Origin of the sequence: Streptomyces puniciscabiei (assembly GCF_006715785.1) — a bacterium.
In the GTDB taxonomy this organism is placed as follows: domain Bacteria; phylum Actinomycetota; class Actinomycetes; order Streptomycetales; family Streptomycetaceae; genus Streptomyces; species Streptomyces puniciscabiei.
The window spans coordinates 109,390-129,640 of record NZ_VFNX01000001.1 but is presented as its reverse complement, the minus strand read 5'-3'; the positions used below and the strand labels follow the sequence as shown (position 1 = coordinate 129,640).

Sequence of the window (20,251 nt, the reverse complement as noted above, 5' to 3'; positions counted from 1 at the left end):
CCGCCCTGCGGCCTCTGGTCACGCGGACGCCCTGTACGCCCGCCAGCCACCGAAGCGGGTGATGTCGGGCGCGCCCTCGACGGCGTACGGCTCGACGAGGAAGCCGCAGACCTGCCGCCCCTCGGCCAGTTCGACGGTGCCGATGGTCATCGGCGCGGGCAGGTCGGCGGTCAACGCCCCGAACCCGGAAGCCGGCAGCCGCCAGATCTCGCCTTCGATTCCCATGCCCACGTCGCCTCCTGACGCCGTGGCGTGACCCGCCCCGGCTCCGGCGTCCCGCCCGCCCTCGGTGACCCGGAGCAGGCCGGGCTTGGGCGGCTCGGTGGCCAGGGCGTACAGCCGGTAGCCGCCGGCGGTGCGGGCCCCGCCGGTCAGGGTGCCGCCTGCCTGCACCAACTGGGCATTGAGCGGCTGACCGGTGAGGTGGGCGCCGACCACGAACAGGTCGACCCCGGGGTTGGCGAACCGCTCGGCCAGCACGGCCAGGGCGCGGTCGGAGAAGGCCGGTCCGGTGAACATCACGCCGAACGGCAGGCCGTCCACGAACCCGGCGGGAACGGCGAGCGAGGCGCAGTCCAGCAGGTTGGCGAAGTTGGTGAACCGTCCCAACCGGGCATTGGCGCCGACCGGGTCGGCCGCCACCTCGTCGAGGGTGGGATGCCATGTGGTGGTCGGCGTCAGGAGAGCCGTACAGCCGTCGAGCACCGCGCGTCCGGCGGCGCCGAGCGCGGCGAGTCTGGCGGCGTCGGCGGCCCAGTCGGCGGCGGTCTTCTCCCGGCCTGCCAGCACGATGGAGGCGACGGTCGGATCGAGGTCCGCCCCGATCAGATCGCGGTGCTTCTCCAGATGCGCGCCAACGGCGGCGTACCGCTCGGCGACGAACGCGCCGCCGTACAGCAGGTCCGCTGCCTGAAGCAGCGGGGTGATGTCGGTTTCGACGATCTCCGCTCCGGTGCTCGCCATGCGGGCGACGGCGGCGTCGAAGGCTGCGCGCCAGCCGTCGGCCATGCCGTTCAGATGCTCCCCGGCCGGTACGGCGATCCGCGGGCGCGCGGGGGGCGGCGGAAGCTGGGTACCGGTGCGGGAGAGCGGGTCGGCCGGATCGGGGCCTTCGGCGAACTCCGCGGCGGCGCGGGCGAGTTGCACGTCGCGGGCGAAGACGGTGACGCAGTCGAGGGTGTAGCAGGCGGGGACCACCCCGGTCACGGGCACCAGGCCCTTCGTGGGCTTGACGCCGACGATGCCGTTGAGGGCGGCGGGCACCCGCCCGGAGCCGGCCGTGTCGGTGCCGAGCGCGATGTCGGCGATGCCCAGTGCCACCGCGACGGCGGATCCGGAGGACGACCCGCCGGAGATGCGGTCCGCGTCCCAGGCGTTGCGCACCGCGCCGTAGGGGCTGCGGGTGCCGACCAGGCCGGTGGCGAACTGGTCCAGGTTGGTCTTGCCGAGCACCACCGCGCCGGCCGCGCGCAGCCGCGCCACCGCGGACGCGTCGGCCCGCGGTGCGTAGGCGTACGACGGGGCGCCCGCGGTGGTGGGGAGCCCGGCGACGTCGATGTTGTCCTTGACGGCCACCACCAGGCCGGCCAGCGGCAGCGCCGGGTCGATGCCGGCCGCCTCGGCGAGCACCTCTTCGCGTGGCCTGAGGTGGATCCAGATCTCGGGCCGGCCGACGCCCTCGATCCGGTCGTAGGCGGCCTGGACGCGGGCGGCCGGTGTCATGGCGTTCATGCCCGCACCGCCGCGAGGATCTGGCCGGGGGCGACCTGCTCACCGGGCTTGACGTAGATCTCCAGCAGTGTCCCGGCGGTGGGGGCGTTCACCTCGGACTCCATTTTCATCGCCTCCAGGGAGAGGATCGCCTCGCCGCTCGCGATGGTGGCGCCCGGCTCGGCGGCGATCTGCCAGACGGTGGCGGTGTACGGCGCGGTGACCGGGACCGCCCCGTCCGGCAGGGTGACGGCAGCAGTGGCGGTCACGGGTTCGGGATCGTCGGTGCGGTCGAACTCTCCCGCGGCTCGCCAGCGTTGCTTCTCGGCCTCGAAGGCGGTGCTCTGCCGCCGGCGGAACGCGGCGATCGAGTCGGCCTCCGCGGCCAGGAAGGCGTTGTACTCGGCGATCGAGAAGGTGCCCTCCTCGGTCGGGAAGTCACCGCGCCCGGCGTCGGTCTCGGCCCGCAGTTCGAGCAGTTCATCCGGCGTGACGGGATACCACTCGATGCGGTCGAAGAAGCGCAGCGCCCACGGCGAGTCCTGGAACAGGCCGCCCGTGCGGAACCGGTTCCAGATCTGCACGGTGCGGCCGACGAACTGGTAGCCGCCGGGGCCTTCCATGCCGTAGATGCACAGGTAGGCGCCGCCGATGCCGACGGAGTTCTCCGCGGTCCAGGTGCGGGCCGGGTTGTACTTGGTGGTCACCAGGCGGTGCCGGGGGTCGAGCGGGGTGGCGACGGGGGCGCCGAGATAGACATCGCCGAGGCCGAGCACCAGGTATGAGGCGTCGAAAACGGTGCGGTAGACGTCGTCTGCGGTCCGAAGGCCGTTGACCCGGCGGATGAACTCGATGTTCCACGGGCACCACGGGGCGTCGTCGCGCACCCCGGCCATGTACCGCTCGATGGCGAGCCGGGTGGCCGGGTCGTCCCAGCTGAGCGGCAGCCGCACCGTGCGGGAGGGGACCACCAGTTCGTCGCTGGGCGGGACTTCGTCCTCCAGTTCGCGCAGCAGGGCGGTGAGGTCACGGGCCTTGAGCCGGCGGGCGTCGGTGTGGATCTGGAGGGAGCGGATGCCCGGGGTGACGTCGAGGACGCCGTCGGGCGCGTGCGCGGCGAGGGTCTCCTGCAGGGCGTGGACCCGCATCCTCAGGCCGAGGTCGAGGACCATGGGGCCGTACTCGACCAGGACGTTGTCGTCGCCGTCCCGGCGGTAGGTGACGGCGGGGCGGGCATCGGTGGCCTCCAGGCGGCCGAGAACGCCGTCGTCGCCGTCTCCGCCGGTGCTGATCAGCGTGGGGGAGGAGCGGCGGGCGTCGAGGGCGGCCGCCTCGGCTTCCCTGACCGGTACGAAGCGGACGGTGTCGCCGGGGCGGAGCTGGCCGAGCTTCCACAGTTCGCCGCTGGCGACCACCGCGGGGCAGACGAACCCGCCGAGGGACGGCCCGTCGGGGCCCAGGATGATCGGTGTGTCGCCGGTGAAGTCGAGGGCACCCACCGCGTACGGCGTGTCGTGGATGTTGGAGGGGTGCAGCCCGGCCTCACCGCCGTCCTGGCGGGCCCACCGCGGCTTGGGCCCGATCAGGCGGACGCCGGTGCGGGCCGAGTTGTGGTGGACCTTGTAGTCCGTGGCGTAGAGGGTGTCGATGTCCTCGCGGGTGAAGAACTCGGGCGCCGCGTGCGGCCCTTCGGTGACACCGATCTGCCAGTGCGAGGTGATCGCCGGCCGGCGCTCGGGCGGGGTGGGGCCGCCGCCGTCGGTCGGCGAAGCTCCGGGCCGCAGTACGTCTCCGGCGCGCAGCGCCCGCCCGGAGTGCCCGCCGAAGCCGCCGAGGGTGAACGTGGAGGCGCTGCCCAGGTATTCGGGTACGTCGATGCCGCCCCGGACGGCCACGTAGGTGCGCAGACCCGGCCCCTGGCAGGCGCCCAGCACCAGGGTGCCGCCGGCCGGGACCGTGACCGGCTCCCACAGGGCTGCCGCGCTGCCCTCCACCGTGACCGGGACGGGAGCGCCGGTGACGGCGGCGACGGTGGCGGCCGAGAAGCGCAGGCTCAGCCCGCCCGCGGTGACCTCCAGGCCAGGGGCCTGGGCCGGGTTGCCGACGGCCAGGTTGGCCTCGGCGAAGGAGACGGCGTCGAAGGGGCCGCTCGGCGGCACGCCCACATGCCAGTAGCCGAGCCGGCCCGGGAGGTCCTGGACGGTGGTCATCGCGCCCGGCACCAGGACGTCGATGCGCGGATCGGGGTCGGCCGTGGTGGCGAGCGTGCTGGTACTGTGCACGGCCTCGCGCACCTCGCCCCGCGAGGTCAGCTCGCGCAGCAGGCCCAGGTTGGTGACGATGCCGTCGACCCGGCTCGCGGTCAGGGCCTGGCCGAGCACGTCGAACGCGGCCTCCCGGGTGGGGCCCTTCGCGATCACCTTGGCGAGCATGGGGTCGTAGTAGGGGGAGACCTCCAGACCGGTTTCGGCAAAGCCGTCGACGCGCACGCCGGGCATGTTGTCGGCGCCCTGGCCGGGGAAGAGCGCCCGGGTGATCAGGCCCGAGGACGGCAGCGAGTCCTTGCCGGGGTCCTCGGCGTAGACGCGGGCCTCCACGGCATGCCCGGCGGCCGTCCACTCCCGCTCGAACACCGCGTGCTCGACCCTCCCGTCGCGGGCCAGGACGAGCATGAGTTCGACGAGGTCGACGCCGTACGCCTCCTCGGTCACCGGGTGTTCGACCTGGAGGCGGGTGTTGACCTCCAGGAAGGCGGCCTCCTCGCGCGCGGGGTCGTAGACGAACTCCACGGTCCCCGCGCTCCGGTAGCCGACCGAGGCGAGCAGCCGGCGGGAGGAGTCGTGCAGCAGCGCCCGCACATGAGGAGGCAGGGCAGGGGCCGGGGCCTCCTCGATCACCTTCTGGTTGCGGCGCTGCAAGGAGCAGTCCCGGTCACCGAGGACGGCGATCCGGCCGGTGCCGTCGCCGAAGACCTGCACCTCGACATGGCGGGCGGGGCGCACGAGGCGCTCCAGGAACACCCCTGCGGATCCGAAGTTGGACTCCGCGAGTGCCGCGACGCGGGCGAAGGCCCCGCGCACCTCGTCGGCGGTGGCGCAGGCCTGCATGCCGATGCCGCCGCCACCGCCGGTGGCCTTGACCATCACGGGCAGCCCGATCGAGGAGGCCGCGGCGACGGCCTCCTCGGCGCTTGCGAGCAACTCCGTCCCGGCCAGCAGCGGCACTCCGGCGGCCTTGGCCAGGGCGCGCGCGCTGTGCTTCTCACCGAAGGCCGTGATCTGGTCGGCGGTCGGTCCCGCGAAACGCAGACCGGCCTCCTCCACGGCACGGGCGAAGACGGTGTTCTCGGAGAGGAAGCCGTAGCCGGGATGGACGATGCCCGCGCCATGGGCGAGCGCGGCCTCGATGATCGCCTCCCCGCGCAGATACGACGCGCGGGCGGGCGCCGGACCGATGCGGACCGCGTGATCGGCCTCGCGGACGTGCGGGGCGGCCCGGTCGGCGTCGGAGAAGACGGCGACGGTGCCCAGGCCCATCCTCCTGGCGGTGCGGATCACACGGCGGGCTATCTCACCGCGGTTGGCGACGAGAACGGCGGTGGGGCGGATCACGCGCCCTCCTTCGAGGTGCGGGCGGCGTGCGCGGACCCGGCGTCGACGTCGGCCGGTGCCGGCTCCACGACGATCATCCGCAGCGGAGTGGGGTTGAAGTCGTTGCACGGGTTGTTCATCTGCGGGCAGTTGGACACCATCACCAGCACGTCCGTCTCGGCGCGCACCGCGACCCGACGGCCCGGCGCCGACATGCCGTCCACGATGCCCAGCGCGCCGTCCGCCTCGACGGGCACGTTCATGAACCAGTTGAGGTTGGAGACGATGTCCCGCACCCCGAGGCCCCGCCGCCCGGCCTCGGCGAGGAAGTTCTCACGGCAGCCGTGCTGGAACATCACATGATGGCCGTAGCGCAGGGTGTTGGACTCCTTGCCGCACGCGCCGCCGATGGTGTCCTGGCGGTCGACCTCGTTGGCGACGACGGTCATCAACGGGCGGCCCTCGCTGCTGCGCAGCACGGTGCCGGTGCGCACATAGGCGTTGCCCTGCCAGGCCAGGGTGTCGGGGACGCTGTAGCGCTCCTCGGGGTCGTCGGCGTTGTAGAGCAGACAGTCGGCCGACTGGTTGCCGCCGACGTCGACGATCGTCAGGACGTGCCCCGTCCGCACCACCGCCGACCAGGGCGCGTTGGGGGCCACCGTCTCGTCCAGGACGACTTCGCCTTCGACCAGGCTCGCACCCCAGTCCAGGGGGGAGCCCTCCGCGTACACGGCGCCCACGGGGACGCTGGAGGCGACTGTGCCGCCGGCGGCGGTCGGGTAGTTGACGGGCCTGGTCTCGGTCCGTGTGGTCGCCATGTCACACCCCCCGGGCTTCGCAGTAGTCGACGGTGTTGAGGTAGGCCCGGTGCAGTTCCGGAGTGGCGGTGAACCGTGGCTCGCCAGGGCCGGTCGGGGCACCGCGCCAGGCGTGGACCCGCAGTGGGCCGACCACATAGCCGGGACGAGGGTCCAGCGGATGGGCGGCATTCGCGACCAGCACCAGCAGGGGCATCTCCGCGACGAGTTCGACATGCGTGCCCGCCCCCGCGCTTCCCTGCCAGGCCAGGGTGCCGTCCGCCTCGACGCGCACGCCCTGGAAGAAGGAGAGACTGGGTGGCAGGTCGCGGCGGCTCAGACCGTGCTTGGCGGCCGCCCTGAGGAAGAGCCCGCGGCCGGACGGCGACGGCCCCTCGGGGCGGGCGTCACCGTACTTGCGCTCGTTCCAGGCGTCGGTGGTGGTGCCGCAGAAGGCGTCGTGCCGCCCGGAGGAGTCACCGCTGACCACGGCCAGGACCCGGCCGTCGCCGGAGAGCAGCGGATGGTCCAGGCCCGGATACGCCTGCCACGGCACCTTCTGGGTGTCGGCGACGTTCAGCCGCTCCACCGGCTCCAGGGCGTTGAAGAGCAGCAGGTGGGCGCAGGCGTCACCGCTCGGGTCGTCGAAGCGCAGCCGCGTACCGCGGGCGAGGACCTTGTGCGTGTAGCCGCCCGGCGCCACCGTCTCCGCCCACACCAGGGCGGCCGCGTCCACACCCGGCGGGCAGTACGGGCTGTCCGACGCCGGAAGGTACGGCATCCACGCGCCGGCCTGCCCGCCCTGGGCGCGGGCGTCGTCGCGGGCGCTTCGGACGCTGTCGGTCAGGTGCAGATCACGGGCGCGGGCGGGAGCCTGCCCGGTCGGGTAGCGGCCGTGTTGCGGTACGGCCGTCGAGCTCTCGGTGGTCATGGATGTCCCGTCGTCCCTTCGTCGGTACGTCATCGATGCGTCCCCTCGCGTCACACGGGCCCTCAGGCGGGCTCGGCGACGGCCTGCGCGTCCAGGGGCGGCTCGGTGTGCGTGTGCGGTACGTGCCTCAGCTCGATACGGCGGTGCAGCCGGCGGGCGAGGAAGTAACCGGCACCGGCGGCGAGGCTGAGCCCGATGAACAGCGGGGCGCTCCACCGCAGCCACCATGTGCCGCCGGTGAGGTCGTAGATCTCCGCACGGGGCCAGATCAGATTGACCGTCATGCCGGCCTGGTAGAGCACGGCGAGCGTGTTGACCGTCACTCCCCACCGGCCCAGCGAGAACAGGGGCCGGCCGGTCTCGTCGACGCCCGCCGGCAGCCCGCCGCTGCCCCTTCGCCGGATCCGGGTGACCAGCAGGGGCACCGTCACGCCCAGGTAGGCCAGGTACAGCAGGGCGATGCAGAGGCTGGACAGGGCGGTGAAGACCGCCGACTGGCGGATGTTGACGACGAGCGCGAGCGCCGCGCCGACGCCCACCACCACCGACGTGGTGATCGGCGTACCGGTGCGGGCCGAGACCTTGCCGAGGCGCCGGTGGAAGGGCAGGGCGCCTTCGCGCGCCATGGAGTACATCATCCGCGCCCCGGAGGTCTGCACGGCCAGGGTGCAGGCGAACACCGCGACCGCCACGCAGCACAGCAGCAGGCGGCCCAGAACCCCGCCGAGCCGGTCGGTGAGCACCCAGGACAGACCACCGGCCGCCAGTTTTCCGTCGGTCAGGCTGCGCGCCGCCATCAGCCCCGAAAGGATCAGCAGCGCGCCGCCGACACCCGAGGTGATCAGGGCCCGCAGGATGGTCCGGGGAGTGGTCCGGCGCGGGCTGTGGGTCTCCTCCGCCAGCTCGCCCGCCGAGTCGAAGCCGACCATCACGTACGCCGCCATCAGCGAGGACGCGAGGAAGGCCCCGAAGTAGCCGCCGTGACCGGCCCAGCCGGTGGGGTGGGCCACCACCCGCGGACCCCGCTCGGGCAGGAAGAACAGGATCAGCACCAGCGCGAGCACGCCCATGATCTCGACCGTGACGCCGAAGCTGGTGGCGGCGGCCATCTGGCGGATGCCCAGGATGTTCACCACCGTGGTGATGACCAGCAGGACGCATCCCAGCAGGACCGCGTTCTGCGCGCCGGTCGGGGAGCCCACCGACGGATCGGCGCCCGGACCGCCGACGATCTGGAACCCGGACCACATGCCCGGCAGCACCGCCTGTGCCGCGATCGCGGCCGCCGCGACCGTGAGTATCTGCCCGATGATCATGATCCAGCCGACGAACCAGCCCGTCGTGGTGCCGGCCAGCCGGCTCGACCACTGGTAGATCGCCCCGGATATGGGCCAACGCGCGGCCAGTTCGGCGAAACAGAGTGCGACGAGCAGTTGGCCCGCGAAGACCAGCGGCCAGGTCCAGAAGAACGCCGCGCCGCCGAGACCGAAGCCCAGCCCGAACAGCTGGAAGACGGTGGTGAGGATCGACACGAAGGAGAACCCCGCGGCGAACGACGCGAAGCTGCCTACGCCGCGGTGGAGTTCCTGCTGGTAGCCGAAGAGGGGGTGGCCGGTCGTGGCACCGTCGCCAGGGTCCTGCGCAAGGGGGAGTTCGGGCCGGCTCATCGCCGCACCTCCGATCGGTCGACAGATACCTGTCGCTTGATAGGTATTGCGATCGTCGGCCGGACCGGTCTCACACCCGAGTCCGAGAAGTTAACTTCGTGTATCCGGCGAGGCCCGCCTCGGAGATCACTGCGTGCCGGCACGTGGCGGTGTCCTCACAGCGGGTGCTTCCGCGTGAGACGCAGGATCAGACGCGACAGGGCGACGGGTGCGCGAGCGATGACAGGTACTCAGGTCAGGCGGTGGTCGTCACACGGGGGAAGAAGACGCGAACGGGCAGGTGACGCTGCCGAAGACCGCGGGCCATGTGCTCGCTCCGGTCGACGCCGAGCTCGGCAAGCTGCCCGTCTGCTGTACTCCAGCGGGCTGCACTCGGACCCCGCGAGGGGCACCGTGCTTGCCGAGGACCTCGCCAGCCGCGGCTACCTCGTCGTCACCGTCGACCACACCCCCACGACGCCAACGAGGTGGAGTTCCCCGACGGACGGGTCGAGGTCAACACCATGTCGGCCGGCGCGCACTCCTCCGACACGCTCAACGTGCGTGCGGCCGACATCCGCTTCGTCATCAACCGGCTCGGCGCGATCAGCAAGGGCCACAACCCAGACGTCGACCACGCCAGGCTCCCCACCGGGCTGTCGCACGCTGTGGACATGTCCCGCATCGGGATGCTCGGCGCTTCGCTGGGCGGCGCGGCGGTCGCACCGCCATGCAGCTCGACCACCGCATCGCCGCCGGCGCCAATCTGGACGGCCAGTTCTTCGGCCCGGCACCGAGCAAGAACCTGGACCGCCCCTTCATGCTGTTCAGCTCCGGCACCCACAACCGCAACGACGACGGTTCGTGGCGCACACTGTGGTCCCATCTGAAGGGATACCGGGTCGACATCCAGCTCCACGGCGCGGCGCACGTGTCGTTCGTCGACGACGAGGCGTTGGCGCCGCAGGAGGCGAGCCTGCTCAGACTCACGCCGGCCCAGCTCCAGCAGGTGTACGGCACCATCGACCCCGACCGCGCGATCGAGATCCAGCGCGTCTACCTCGCCGCCTTCTTCGACAAGGAACTGCGCCACCGGCACAGCACCCTGCTCGACGGCCGCGACAGGAAATACCCGGAGATCTCCTCACCCGCTGACCAGGGCCTCCGGCCGACGGGCCTCAACCGCAATGTGGCCAGTACCAGTTGACTGTCCTGCCGAGGGCGCCGGGCACCGGGTCCTCCAGCAACGGCGGTCCCACGTGGGCCGTGGTGTCCTGTGCGACGTTGTACGCCCTGCGAAGTGCTGGCGGTCGGCGCCGACGAAGAAGTTGACACCGTCCATCATCAGTCCCCGCAGGTAGCAGTCGCCCTCGGCCCGCTGGTCCTTGCACGGCACCGAGGCGAACACGTCCGCCACGAGTGACGCCGACTTCGCCCGGGCACAGCTCACTTCATGTGCATCCACACACTCACCGCGCCCCTGAACAAGGTCGACACACAGACCTAACGGAGTCCTACCAGCTGTCGCCACCATAAGAGGCGCAGTCCCTCACGCGGGGCCGTGCCTCCGTCCTCGGTCAGACGAGCCAGTTGTAGATGTTCCAGCCGGAGCCGATGGAGGTGCGGGCCAGGAAGGGCGCTGAGGCGTTGCCGGTGCCCCGGTACAGCCACAGGCCGCCCTTGCTGTCGCGGGCGACGAGGTCTGCCTTGCCGTCCCCGGTCAGGTCGGCGGTGCCGACGATGGAGTTGTAGGTGTTCCAGCCGGAGCCGATGGAGGTGCGGGCCAGGAAGGGTGCTGTGGCGTTGCCGGTGCCCCGGTACAGCCACAGGCCGCCCTTGCTGTCGCGGGCGACGAGGTCTGCCTTGCCGTCCCCGGTCAGGTCGGCGGTGCCGACGATGGAGTTGTAGGTGTTCCAGCCGGAGCCGATGGAGGTGCGGGCCAGGAAGGGTGCTGTGGCGTTGCCGGTGCCCCGGTACAGCCACAGGCCGCCCTTGCTGTCGCGGGCGACGAGGTCTGCCTTGCCGTCCCGGGTCACGTCACGGGCGCCGACGATGGAGTTGTAGATGTTCCAGCCGGGGCCGACCTGCTTCCGGGGCGCGAAGGGTGCCTTCGGGTTGCCGGTGCCCTGGTAGAACCACAGCGTGCCCTTGCTGTCACGGCCGACGGCGTTTCCGGTGCCGTCCGCCATCTCACCGCTGACACTCGTGACGATGTTGTAGGTGTTCCAGCCGGTTCCGATGGCGGCCCGGGCGGTCAGTGCCCCGGAGGGCACACCGGTACCGCGGTACTGCCACAGAGTGCCGGAGTTGTCCCGTGCGAGCACGGTGCCCAGATGCGACGCCGGGGGCACACCGATGCCGGTGAGCGGCTCCAGTTGCGCTCCCTGCCCGGCGTCACCGGTGACCTCGTACGTGGCCGACTGGCTGCCGTTCACGGTCGGGGCGAAGGTGACCGTCTGGCGGACACTCTGCTCGGGACCGATGACCAGGCCCTCGGCAAGCTGGTCGGTGCTGCTGAACGCGCCCGCCGGGGCCTTCGCCTTGGTGACGGTGACCGGGATGTTCCCCGTGTTCGTGATCGTGAAGGTCCGTGTGCTCGACGTGCCGCGGACCACCGCCCCGAACGAGAGAGTCGTCGGATTGAACATAAGGTGACCCTGGCCGCTGATCGCGTCGCCCTCGACCGGGATGGTGAGCGCACCACTGGTGCTGTTCAGCGTGATCGACGACGAGTTCTGGCCGGTGGCCGTGGGCGCGTACCCCACCTGCATGACGATCGAGCTCTGGGCCGGTATCACCGTCGGGTTCGCCGGGTCCGCGCTCGGCAGGTCGGCGGCCGTGAACGGTCCGTCGGGCGGGGTGACGGAGGTGATGGTCTCAGGGTCGGTGCCCGTGTTCGTCAGCTGGACGTTCGCGGTGGCCGTGGTCCCCGTCGGCTGGTTGTCGAAGGACACCGTGCCCGGAAACGCGGCCAGACCGGGCTTGGTACCGACGCCGTGCAGGCTCAGTGCGAAACTGCCGGCGTCGGTGGCCACGGTGAGCGTTCCGCTCGCGCCCAGCACCGCGGTCGGTGTGAAGGAGACGGGTATCGACAGCTGCCCGCCCGCCGGGATCGTCGGCGGCAGCGACGAGGTGTCCGCGGTGAACGGACCGTCGACCGTGACGCCCCTGATGCCGAGGGACTGGGACGGGCTCTGGTTCTCCGTCAGGACGACGTCGGTGCTCGCGGAGCCGCCCACCGGCACGAGCCCGAACTCGACCGGTCCGCCCTTGAGCGGGCTGCCCACCGGATTGCCGAAGGCGTAGATCTTCCCCTCCCGAGTGCCGACGAAGACCTGCCCGCCGTCGGTGGCCGGGGTGGCGAACTTCGACGCGGTGCCGATCGGCGCGGACCAGACCAGCGACAGGACGCCGTTCGCGTCGGGAACCGGGTTGTACGCGCGCAGCTGGGCGTTGGCGCCGCTGGACCCGCCCGACCAGACCACCCACACCAGGGCGCTGCCCGAGCGCGTTCCGTCGGAGGTCACCACGGGCGATCCGCTGGTGTAGGGGAAGGAGTCCTGGCTGGACCCGGCGACGGTCAGCGCGGGGTCGCCCGAGCCCGTCACGCCGCGGTGCAGCGCCGTCAGTGAGCCACCGTTGCCGACGACGTAGACATAACCACCGTCACCGCCCCAGACCCCGGGGTGGCCCCACTGGCCCTTGAGCGGCCCGGTGATCCCCACCACGTCGTCGGTCCCGCCGGTGCCCTGCGAACTTCCGCCGAGGTTGTCGCGGTCCAGCAGGAAGACCCGGCCGTCCTTGCCCTGCTGCACCATCAGGTGCGGGTGGGAGGCGGTGCCGAAGCTGTCCGGCAGGCCGACGGGCCCGCCCGAGGCCAGGTCCTTGTCCTGCTGGTCCAGGGTCGGCGCGTTGGACGGGCTGAAGAAGTCGGCGGCCTTCAGGTTCCGGTCGGCCTGCACCTGCAGCCGGACCACGGACTCCGCGAGAGTGCCGGGCGGGGCGCTGCCGGGGCCGGGTGCAGGGCTGACGCCGTTGCCGGTGGCGAGGAAGATCCTGCCGGGACCGTCCGAGACGAGTCCCCCACCGGACTGCCAGATGCCGGCCCCGCTGTTGCTGGCGCCGGTCTCCGTCGCCCACATCGAGGTCACAGAGGGGCTGGTGGTGCTGACACCGACCACATAGCCGCGATAGGGCTTGGCGTCGCAGTGTCCGCCGAACGCCGCGTACACCACCCCGTCGAGCAGCAGCAGGCCCGGACGCTGCATCTGGTACGCGGGCAGGAAGGACTGCGTGGGGTCGTTGGACGGGGTGCCCTGGATCGTCACGGGGAAGCCGGACTTCTCCGCCCCGGTGACCGGGTCGAGCGCGTGCATGTACCAGTGCGGGCTCAGGTGGGTGGGACCGTCGTCGACCTTGGTGGTCAGATAGACCGCGCCGCTGGCGGGGTCGTACACCGGGGTGGCGGTGCTGCCGATGGTCGGCACCAGATCGCCGCAGTTGAGGGTGGACGCGGGCCATGCGGGCCCGAAGCTGCGCTGCCACAGCACGGCTCCCGTGGCGCGGTCGAGGCCGTAGGCCTCGTTGTTCTCAGTGACCGCCACCACGGTGCCGCCGACGACGATCGGCTGAGCGTATATCTGCCCGTCGAGCTGCGTGGGAGCCTTCCAGAGTTGCCCGAAGGAAGAGGAGCGCACGTCGGACGGCCCGAGATCCGGTTCACTCCTGTCCCAGCCGGTCCGGAGGGTGTCCACCGAGCCGGTCGTCTCACTCGCCTGCGCCTGAGAGATGCCCAGCCCGACCAGGCCTGCGGTCACCGCGGCGGTCAGGGCGAGCGCCAGGCCGCACCACCGGGTGTGTCTGCGTCCGTGTGCATGTCTGGTGGCACCCACCACCGCATCGCTTAGTGACATCGCCAAGGAAACCCCCCTGAGTCCCCATCCCTGAAGGCCCCCACGCCCTCCCCGCGCGCCACGGCGGCCTCCGCGATCGCGGGAGCCTGCGCCACACGGGCCACAACCCGCGCATCCAATCACAGACCGGCGTGCGTGCCTACGGTTGTGAATATTTGATGCACGCGGTCCCGTCGCCTACTCGCGCACGGTCGACGTGTCACCGCCTGACGAGGCATCGGACGGTCTCGTACAGCCGTCGCCCCCACAGGTGGACGCCGACCTCTCGCACCTCGTCGGTGGCGAAGCGAAAGACCGGCCCTGCATCTCCGCCTCACCAGCCACCTGGATCCTCCGGGGTCGGCACCCGTCCGCTCCGTACAGCTGCGCCGCGACCACTGGACAGGTCCTGAAACCCCTTATGCAACAACGGCGTTGTTCCGGCGCCCGCGCCCGAGGGGCCGACGAAGGCCGTCGTCCCACCGCCCGGCACCGCGAAGTCCACCCGCTGGTGGATGTACGGCAGCCCGGGCCGGTAACGGACGCGACACGATGCCGTCGTTGTAGCCGCTCTCCCCGTTGAGCACGCTGCGCACCCTCGCCGGGATACGCCCCGCCTCTTCGACGAAGGCGGTCGGGGCCTCCTCGTCGTCGCTCAGCTCGCACAGCGGTGGGGCAGCCGTCACACCCGCGCCGGCAAGACGATCTGGGCCGAACCACCCCTCACCCCGGCGCAGGCGGAAAAACTCCGTGGATCTTCGCGGCAACCTTTTCGGCCTCTCGGACCACTCAGTGGTGTCCGGCCAAGTGGTCCGGTCAGATGCACGGCTGAAAGAGAGCACAGAGATGCCCCTTGAACGAGAGCACAGACATGTCCCCAGCCCACCCACGTCAGCGGTGGCGTCCCGCGCCGACGGCCGCGCCCGCGGTGGTCGCCCGAAGCATCGTGGCCGTCGGTTGCTCGCGCGTCGGGGTTTCTGGGCGGGCCTCGTCATGGTGGTCGTGGCCGGCTCCGCCGTTGTGGTCAGCCAGGCTTCGGCGCAGCAAACCCTGGATCTGAAGAAGTGGTACGTGCTGGTCAACCGCAACAGCGGCAAGGTGCTGGACGACCGCGGCTTCGCCACGAACGACGGCGCGGCGGTGGTGCAGTGGGCGCGCCACGGCGGGGCCAACCAGCAGTGGCGGTTCATCGACGCGGGTGACGGGTACTACCGGCTGCAGAACCGGAACTCCGGCAAGGTGCTGGACGACCTCGGCTGGTCGAAGACCGCCGGCTCCGCCATCGTGCAGTGGAAAGACCTGAACGGCACCAACCAGCAGTTCAAACCGGCCAAGTCGCCGGACGGCTATGTGCGTTTGATCAATCGCTTCAGTGGCATGGCCGTCGGGGTCCACAACGCCGCCAAGGCCGACGGGGGCGACGTCGTCCAGAACCGCGACCGGGGCGGCGCCGATCAGCAGTGGCAGCTCGTCCCGGCCGGGAGTGTCGGCACGCAGCCGTCGTCGGCGCCGTCTCCCGCGCCTGGTGGCGGCAGCTCGATGACACGCTTCATGGGCAGCAGCACGGTGCTCATCGGCGGCTCGATGTCCGACGCCTCGGCGGCCGCCGCGCCGTTCGACGTGCGGTACGCCTATGTGCACAGCCAGCCCGCGCCCTCGTCGGACTACTACACGGCAGCGCGCTGCCACGACGGGTGGTCGGGCTGGTGGGGCTGCTGGAACGGCAGCACCACGGCGCCCGGCACTTACGTGACCTGGCGGGACAGCGTGGCGGCCCAGGCGACGTACAAGGGCAGCGCGCGTCCGCAGAAGATGCTCTGGACCTGGTACTCGTTGCGCGACCTCGGGGATGCGGCAGGCGAGGGCGACGGTCCGGGCGAGGTCAAGGCCATCAACCGGCTTGACCTGCTCACCCGGTACCTGAACGACTACCGGTTCTTCCTCCAGAAGATCGGTACGTCGCACGACGCGATCGACCTTGAGCCCGACTTCTGGGGCTACGTCCGGTCGCTCGGCAATCCGCACCAGGTTCCCGCACAGGTCTCGGGCGCGAATCCGACGGATTGCGGATCGCAGGAGAACAGCGCCGCCGGACTGGCCCGCTGCCTGATCTCGATGGGGCACAAGTACGCGCCGAACACCGCCGTGGGGCTGCACCTTTCCTGCTTCGACTGGCAGAACAACACACAGGCATGCGTCAAGGACTACGCGAACCTGGGGGCGCAGAACGCCGACTTCCTGGTCACCGACGTGTCGGACCGCGACGCGGGCTGGTACGCACAGCCGGCCCACGGCGGCAGTGACCACTTCTGGACCGACCAGAAGGCCGCCGCCGCGCTGCAGTTCTACAAGACGATGGCCGAGTCCGTGGGCAAGCCGGTGGTCCTGTGGCAGATCCCCGTGGGCAACATGGCGCAGAACAACACTCTCAACCATTACAAGGACGACAAGGTGGACTGGTTCTTCGCGCACATGGACCAGGTCGCGAACGCCCATGTCGCCGGCCTGCTCTTCGGTCCGGGGCAGCAGGAACAGACCACGGTCGAGTCCGACGGCGGAAACCTGATCCGCAAGACGATCGGCTATCACAACTCGGGCGGTACAGCGCTCAAGTAGGCGAAGGCACGAATGCGCCCCCATCTCTCCGATGGGGGCGCATTCGTCATCTACGTCGGGCTCAGCGGGTGGAGGTGCTCACGCCGTAGACCGCTCGTCTATGTGCCGGTGCACCGCACCCGATCGCGATCACCGTGGATCAGGCCGGTTCAGCGCTGCAGGGTGAGGACAGCCGGCCGCCAGGGCAGTTGGTCGTAGGGGCCGGTCGCGGTGGGGGACTTGCCCTGGTAGAGGAACTGCAGGTTGCAGGGGTCGATGGTCATGGTCTGGTCGGGGTTGTTGCGGACCAGGTCACCGTGGCTGATGTCGTTGGTCCAGGTGGCACCGCTGTTGGCCTTGCCCGCGAAGGGGTTGCTCTCGCCGGCGGCCTGCGGGGTCCATGAACCGTTCAGGCTGGAGGCCGTGAAGGAGCGGAAGTAGCGCTGCTCATTCGCGCCCCGCGCCTCGACGATCATGAGGTACTGGTTCTGGCCCTGGACCTTGTAGACCTGCGGCGCCTCGAACAGGTTCTTCACCGTGTCGCTCATGACCGTCGTGTACGACGAGCCGAAGCTGCCCGGGAAGTTCCCGATCGGCATGCTCGCCCGGTAGATCTTGCCGTTGTCACCGGCGAAGAACAGGTACATGTTCTGGTCGTCGGCGATCAGGGTCTGGTCGATGGGGGCGGCGCCGGGGATGCTGCCGGTGAACAGCGGCTGCGGCGCGGACCAGCCGCCCGGGTTGGTGGGGTCGCTGGACGTGCGGTACACGAAGGGCGACGCGCCCCACTGGGACGCCAGCACCCAGATCTTCTTGGGCGCGAAGTAGAACAGCGTGGGCGCCACCGCGGACTGGCTCATCCCGGTCTGGCCGGCCGACGCCATGTCCGACCAGTTCGTGAAGGGCCTGAACATCATCGAGCCGTACGACGACCCCGACACGTTCGACGCGTAGACCAGGTGCTTGCCGTTGTACGTCACGTCGGTGAAGTCCTTCACCGCGTCCCACCCGTTCGCCGGCTGCGCCAGCGCACCCGTCGACGTCCACCGGTACGTCGACGGCAGAGAACACGTGCCGCCCGTCGGCGCGGGCGTCGAAGTCCTGAGGCTCCAGTGCTGGTGGGCGCCGCCGTTAGAGTCCCAGATCTCCACGGGAGTGCCGTTGGCGGTCCGGCCGCCGGGGATCTCCAGTGCCCGGCCGCTGGCGACGTTGGTCAGCGTGTAGGAGCCGTCACTGTTGCGGTCGGCCCGCCAGTGCTGGTTGGCGCCGCCGTTCGAGTCCCAGACCTGCATCCTCGTCCCGTTGCCCGTCTGGTCGCCCGGCTCCTCCAGGACCCGGCCGCTGGCGACGTTGGTCAGCGTGTAGGAGCCGTCGCTGTTCCGGCCGGCCCGCCACTGCTGGTTGGAGGCACCACTGGCGTCCCACACCTGGAGCGGGGTGCCGTTGCCGTTGTATCCCGCGGGCTCATCGACAACGCGTCCGGCGGCCACGTCGGAGAGCGTGTAGACGGTGCCGGAGGTGATGCCGCCCCCGCCCGGCGTGCCACCGCTGCTGCCGCCCAGGGCGGTGAGTACCGCGTTGTAGGCGGGCTTCTTGTTGCCGCCCGCGTCGAACAGCAGCGGGTTCTCACCGGTGCGCCAGGAGTCGCTGTCGCGGATGCCCCACACCGTGATGCCCGTGCAGCGGGCGACGTTCATGCACGCCTGGACGGCGCCTGCGTACGCCGTCGGCGACGCCTGGGCGATGTCGAGTTCGGTGATCTGGACGTCCACGCCGAGCGCGGCGAACTTGGACAGAGTGGTCTGGTAGCCGGCCGGCGGGCCGCCCGCGCCGAAGTGGCTCTGGAAGCCGACGCAGTCGATGGGCACACCGCGGGACTTGAAGTCCTTGACCATGTTGTAGACGCCCTGCGTCTTGGCGTCGGTCCAGTTCTCGATGTTGTAGTCGTTGTAGCAGAGCTTGGCCGAGGGATCGGCGGCCCGGGCGGTGCGGAACGCCTCCTCGATGAAGCCGTTGCCCAGCACGTCCTGGAAGACCGAGCTGCGGTGCTGACCGCTGCCGCCGTCGGCGAAGGCCTCGTTGACCACGTCCCAGGCGTAGATCTTGCCCTTGTAGTGGGTCATCTCGGTGGTGATGTGGTTGTCCATCACACGACGCAGGGTGTTGGCGTCGGTGATGGACTTCACCCAGCCGGGCAGTTGCGAGTGCCACACCAGGGTGTGTCCGCGCATCCGCTGCCCGTGCGCGGCGGCGTGGCCGACGATCGAGTCGGCCGGGCCGAAGTTGAAGGTGCCGCGGGAGGGTTCGACGGTGTCCCACTTCATCTCGTTCTCCGGGGTGATCATGTTGAATTCCCGGTCGAGAAGGGTGGAGTACGTCGAGTCACCGAGCCTGCCCGAGGACACTGCCGTACCGAAGTAGCGGCCACTGCCGGCCGCTGCACCGGCCAGGCTCGGCGTGCGGGCATTCGGCGTGTGTGCGGCCTGGGCGACCAGGGGTACGGCAGCACCAGCAGCGGCGAGCACCACGGCGGCGGCGAGCACGCGGCCGGTAGCCGGACGGCGGCGATGAGAGCGGTTCTGATCTGGCAAGGTATGTCCTTCTGGCACAACGGGCCTTGATCCGGCCCTGGTTACCCGCCAGTTGCCGCCACGCACACAAAGGTTGCCGCGATCGAGAGAAGAATTTTCACGGCTGCCGTCACTGTTCTCCCATCGAGCGTGCGGCAAGGGGACTCGTCCCCTTGCCGCACAGCGGCGTTCACCGGGTCGGGACGAACCCTCCCCGGACCGACGCGGAGCCGCCCGGACCCTGCGCGTCGACGCGGTAGCCGTCGCCCGCGGCACTGCGCACGCCGGTGCCGTTGTTGAACTGGGCGGCAAACTCATAGCTCCCGGCCGGCACGGTCAGGCCCGGCTTGAGGACCCAGCGGTAGACCAGCGTGCCGCCGGCCTCCTGGGCGGTGACGGTGAAGTCAGCACTCGGCAGGGTCTGCCAGGTGCCGGTGTTCTTCACCCCGCCGGTCTGCACGATCCGCATCTCGACCGTGAGCGAGGTGAGCGGCCGGGTCGTCTTGAGGGCGAGGTCGCTCTGCGTCCAGTAGACGGTGCTGTGCGGGTCCACCGAGCCGGCCGACCACAGCGGCCCGTTCTGGCTCTGGCCGGCGGTCGGCGAGGGACTGGTGGCTGACGGAGTCGGGCGCGCGCTGCCCGGGGTGGTGGCCGGGGCCGGCGCGACAGGGGTGGGGCGGCCCGGTGTCGGGTGCGGAGAGCTGACGGTCGGGGACGGGGTGGCAGGCGTGGTCACGGTGGCCGACGGCGACGAGTGCGCGACGATGGCGGCGACGGCGAGGCCGCCGGTCGCCAGGATGCCGGTGGCGGCGAGCCCGGCGAGCGCGACCCTGGTACCGGACCTCGCGAACGGCCGCGCGCGGTGACGGACGGCGGGGCCGGCCATGCCGCGTTGCACCCGGGCCAGCATCCTCGCACGGTCGGGCCGGTGGGCCTCGGCGGCCTCGCGCAGCCGACGGGCGATCTCCTCGTTCACCGGTTCCTCCTCCCTGCCACCAGGTCCCCGACCGCTCGCGCGCCCAGTATCCTTTCCAGCTCGGCCATTCCCTTCGAGGTCTGGCTCTTCACCGTACCGACCGATATGCCCAGCGCCGCCGCCGTGTCCTTCTCCGACAGGTCGAAGGCGTGCCGCAGCACCACGCAGGCGCGCTTGCGGAACGGCAGCCGGGCGAGCGCCGCGCGGACGTCCAGCACGGCCGCCATGTCCGGCCCCTCCACCTTCTCGGGGATGCGGGACCAGAACAGCGTGATCCGGAGTCGCTCGCGCACCGCGCTGCGGATCCGTCCGCGCGCCATGTTGGCCACCACACCGCGGGCGTAGGCGAGCGGGTGGTCGGCCTGCCGCAACCGGTCCCAGCGCTGCCACAGGGCGACCAGGGCATCCGCCGCAAGGTCGTCCGCCGCGTCGGTCTCGCCGGTCAGCAGGTGTGCTAGACGGGCGAGTTCGGCATAGTGGCGTTCGAAGAATTCGTGGAACTCCGCGGACGCGTCATCGAGGACCATCCCCCGGTCGCCCTCTC

At 70.9% G+C, this 20,251-nt stretch carries 11 protein-coding genes and 3 pseudogenes; 3 read left to right on the top strand and 11 right to left on the bottom strand.

From position 1 onward, the window contains the following. Positions 1 to 18 precede the first annotated feature (18 nt). The 5 genes from FB563_RS00510 to FB563_RS00490 form a co-directional block, all read right to left on the bottom strand. A complete protein-coding gene (locus FB563_RS00510) occupies positions 19 to 1,722 on the bottom strand; it encodes an allophanate hydrolase (RefSeq protein WP_055706834.1) in 1,704 nt (567 codons plus the stop codon). A gap of 5 nt (positions 1,723 to 1,727) precedes the next feature. Next, positions 1,728 to 5,321: an urea carboxylase gene (gene uca / locus FB563_RS00505; RefSeq protein WP_055706833.1), complete on the bottom strand. Its 3,594-nt coding sequence runs from the start codon at positions 5,319 to 5,321 to the stop codon at positions 1,728 to 1,730. Next, positions 5,318 to 6,118, bottom strand: a complete 801-nt coding sequence (locus FB563_RS00500) for an urea amidolyase associated protein UAAP2 (RefSeq protein WP_055706832.1) — start codon at positions 6,116 to 6,118, stop codon at positions 5,318 to 5,320. The genes uca and FB563_RS00500 overlap by 4 nt, the downstream gene beginning before the upstream one ends. Position 6,119: 1 nt before the next feature. Further along, entirely contained in the window at positions 6,120 to 7,028 is a 909-nt protein-coding gene (locus FB563_RS00495; protein WP_055706831.1) for an urea amidolyase associated protein UAAP1, read from the bottom strand. 62 nt (positions 7,029 to 7,090) lie between these two features. Next, positions 7,091 to 8,695, bottom strand: coding sequence for an amino acid permease (locus tag FB563_RS00490; protein ID WP_055706830.1), 1,605 nt, complete (start codon positions 8,693 to 8,695; stop codon positions 7,091 to 7,093). Between the two features lie 709 nt (positions 8,696 to 9,404). On the opposite strand from FB563_RS00490, the gene FB563_RS43715 reads away from it, so the two are divergent. Beyond that, a complete protein-coding gene (locus FB563_RS43715) occupies positions 9,405 to 9,881 on the top strand; it encodes a hypothetical protein (protein ID WP_234357791.1) in 477 nt (158 codons plus the stop codon). Between the two features lie 126 nt (positions 9,882 to 10,007). Here the strand turns inward: FB563_RS43715 and FB563_RS00480 are convergent. The 3 genes and pseudogenes from FB563_RS00480 to FB563_RS45085 all read right to left on the bottom strand — a co-directional run. Next, positions 10,008 to 10,139: pseudogene (locus FB563_RS00480) on the bottom strand (IS701 family transposase); the annotation flags it as partial. 112 nt (positions 10,140 to 10,251) lie between these two features. Next, on the bottom strand, positions 10,252 to 13,566 hold the full coding sequence (locus FB563_RS00475) for a choice-of-anchor D domain-containing protein (protein ID WP_167528458.1): 3,315 nt from the start codon (positions 13,564 to 13,566) through the stop codon (positions 10,252 to 10,254). A 241-nt stretch (positions 13,567 to 13,807) separates the two neighbouring features. Next, positions 13,808 to 13,882, bottom strand: a pseudogene (locus FB563_RS45085) (dihydrofolate reductase family protein); the annotation flags it as partial. 271 nt (positions 13,883 to 14,153) lie between these two features. Between FB563_RS45085 and FB563_RS45375 the strand changes: the two are divergent. Then, positions 14,154 to 14,291, top strand: a pseudogene (locus FB563_RS45375) (ATP-binding protein); the annotation flags it as partial. 268 nt (positions 14,292 to 14,559) lie between these two features. After that, positions 14,560 to 16,182 carry an RICIN domain-containing protein gene (locus FB563_RS00460; RefSeq protein WP_055706829.1) on the top strand — a complete coding sequence of 541 codons (1,623 nt, stop codon included), beginning with the start codon at positions 14,560 to 14,562 and terminating at the stop codon, positions 16,180 to 16,182. Positions 16,183 to 16,331: 149 nt separating this feature from the next. Here FB563_RS00460 and FB563_RS00455 read toward each other — a convergent pair whose 3' ends face one another. The 3 genes from FB563_RS00455 to FB563_RS00445 form a co-directional block, all read right to left on the bottom strand. Continuing rightward, positions 16,332 to 18,752, bottom strand: a complete 2,421-nt coding sequence (locus FB563_RS00455) for a non-reducing end alpha-L-arabinofuranosidase family hydrolase (protein ID WP_425281725.1) — start codon at positions 18,750 to 18,752, stop codon at positions 16,332 to 16,334. Between the two features lie 169 nt (positions 18,753 to 18,921). Continuing rightward, positions 18,922 to 19,707: a hypothetical protein gene (locus tag FB563_RS00450; RefSeq protein WP_055707666.1), complete on the bottom strand. Its 786-nt coding sequence runs from the start codon at positions 19,705 to 19,707 to the stop codon at positions 18,922 to 18,924. Then, the gene (locus tag FB563_RS00445) at positions 19,704 to 20,234 is read right to left on the bottom strand and encodes a SigE family RNA polymerase sigma factor (protein WP_055707665.1); all 531 of its coding nucleotides are present in this window, start codon (positions 20,232 to 20,234) and stop codon (positions 19,704 to 19,706) included. The genes FB563_RS00450 and FB563_RS00445 overlap by 4 nt, the downstream gene beginning before the upstream one ends. Positions 20,235 to 20,251 lie beyond the last annotated feature (17 nt).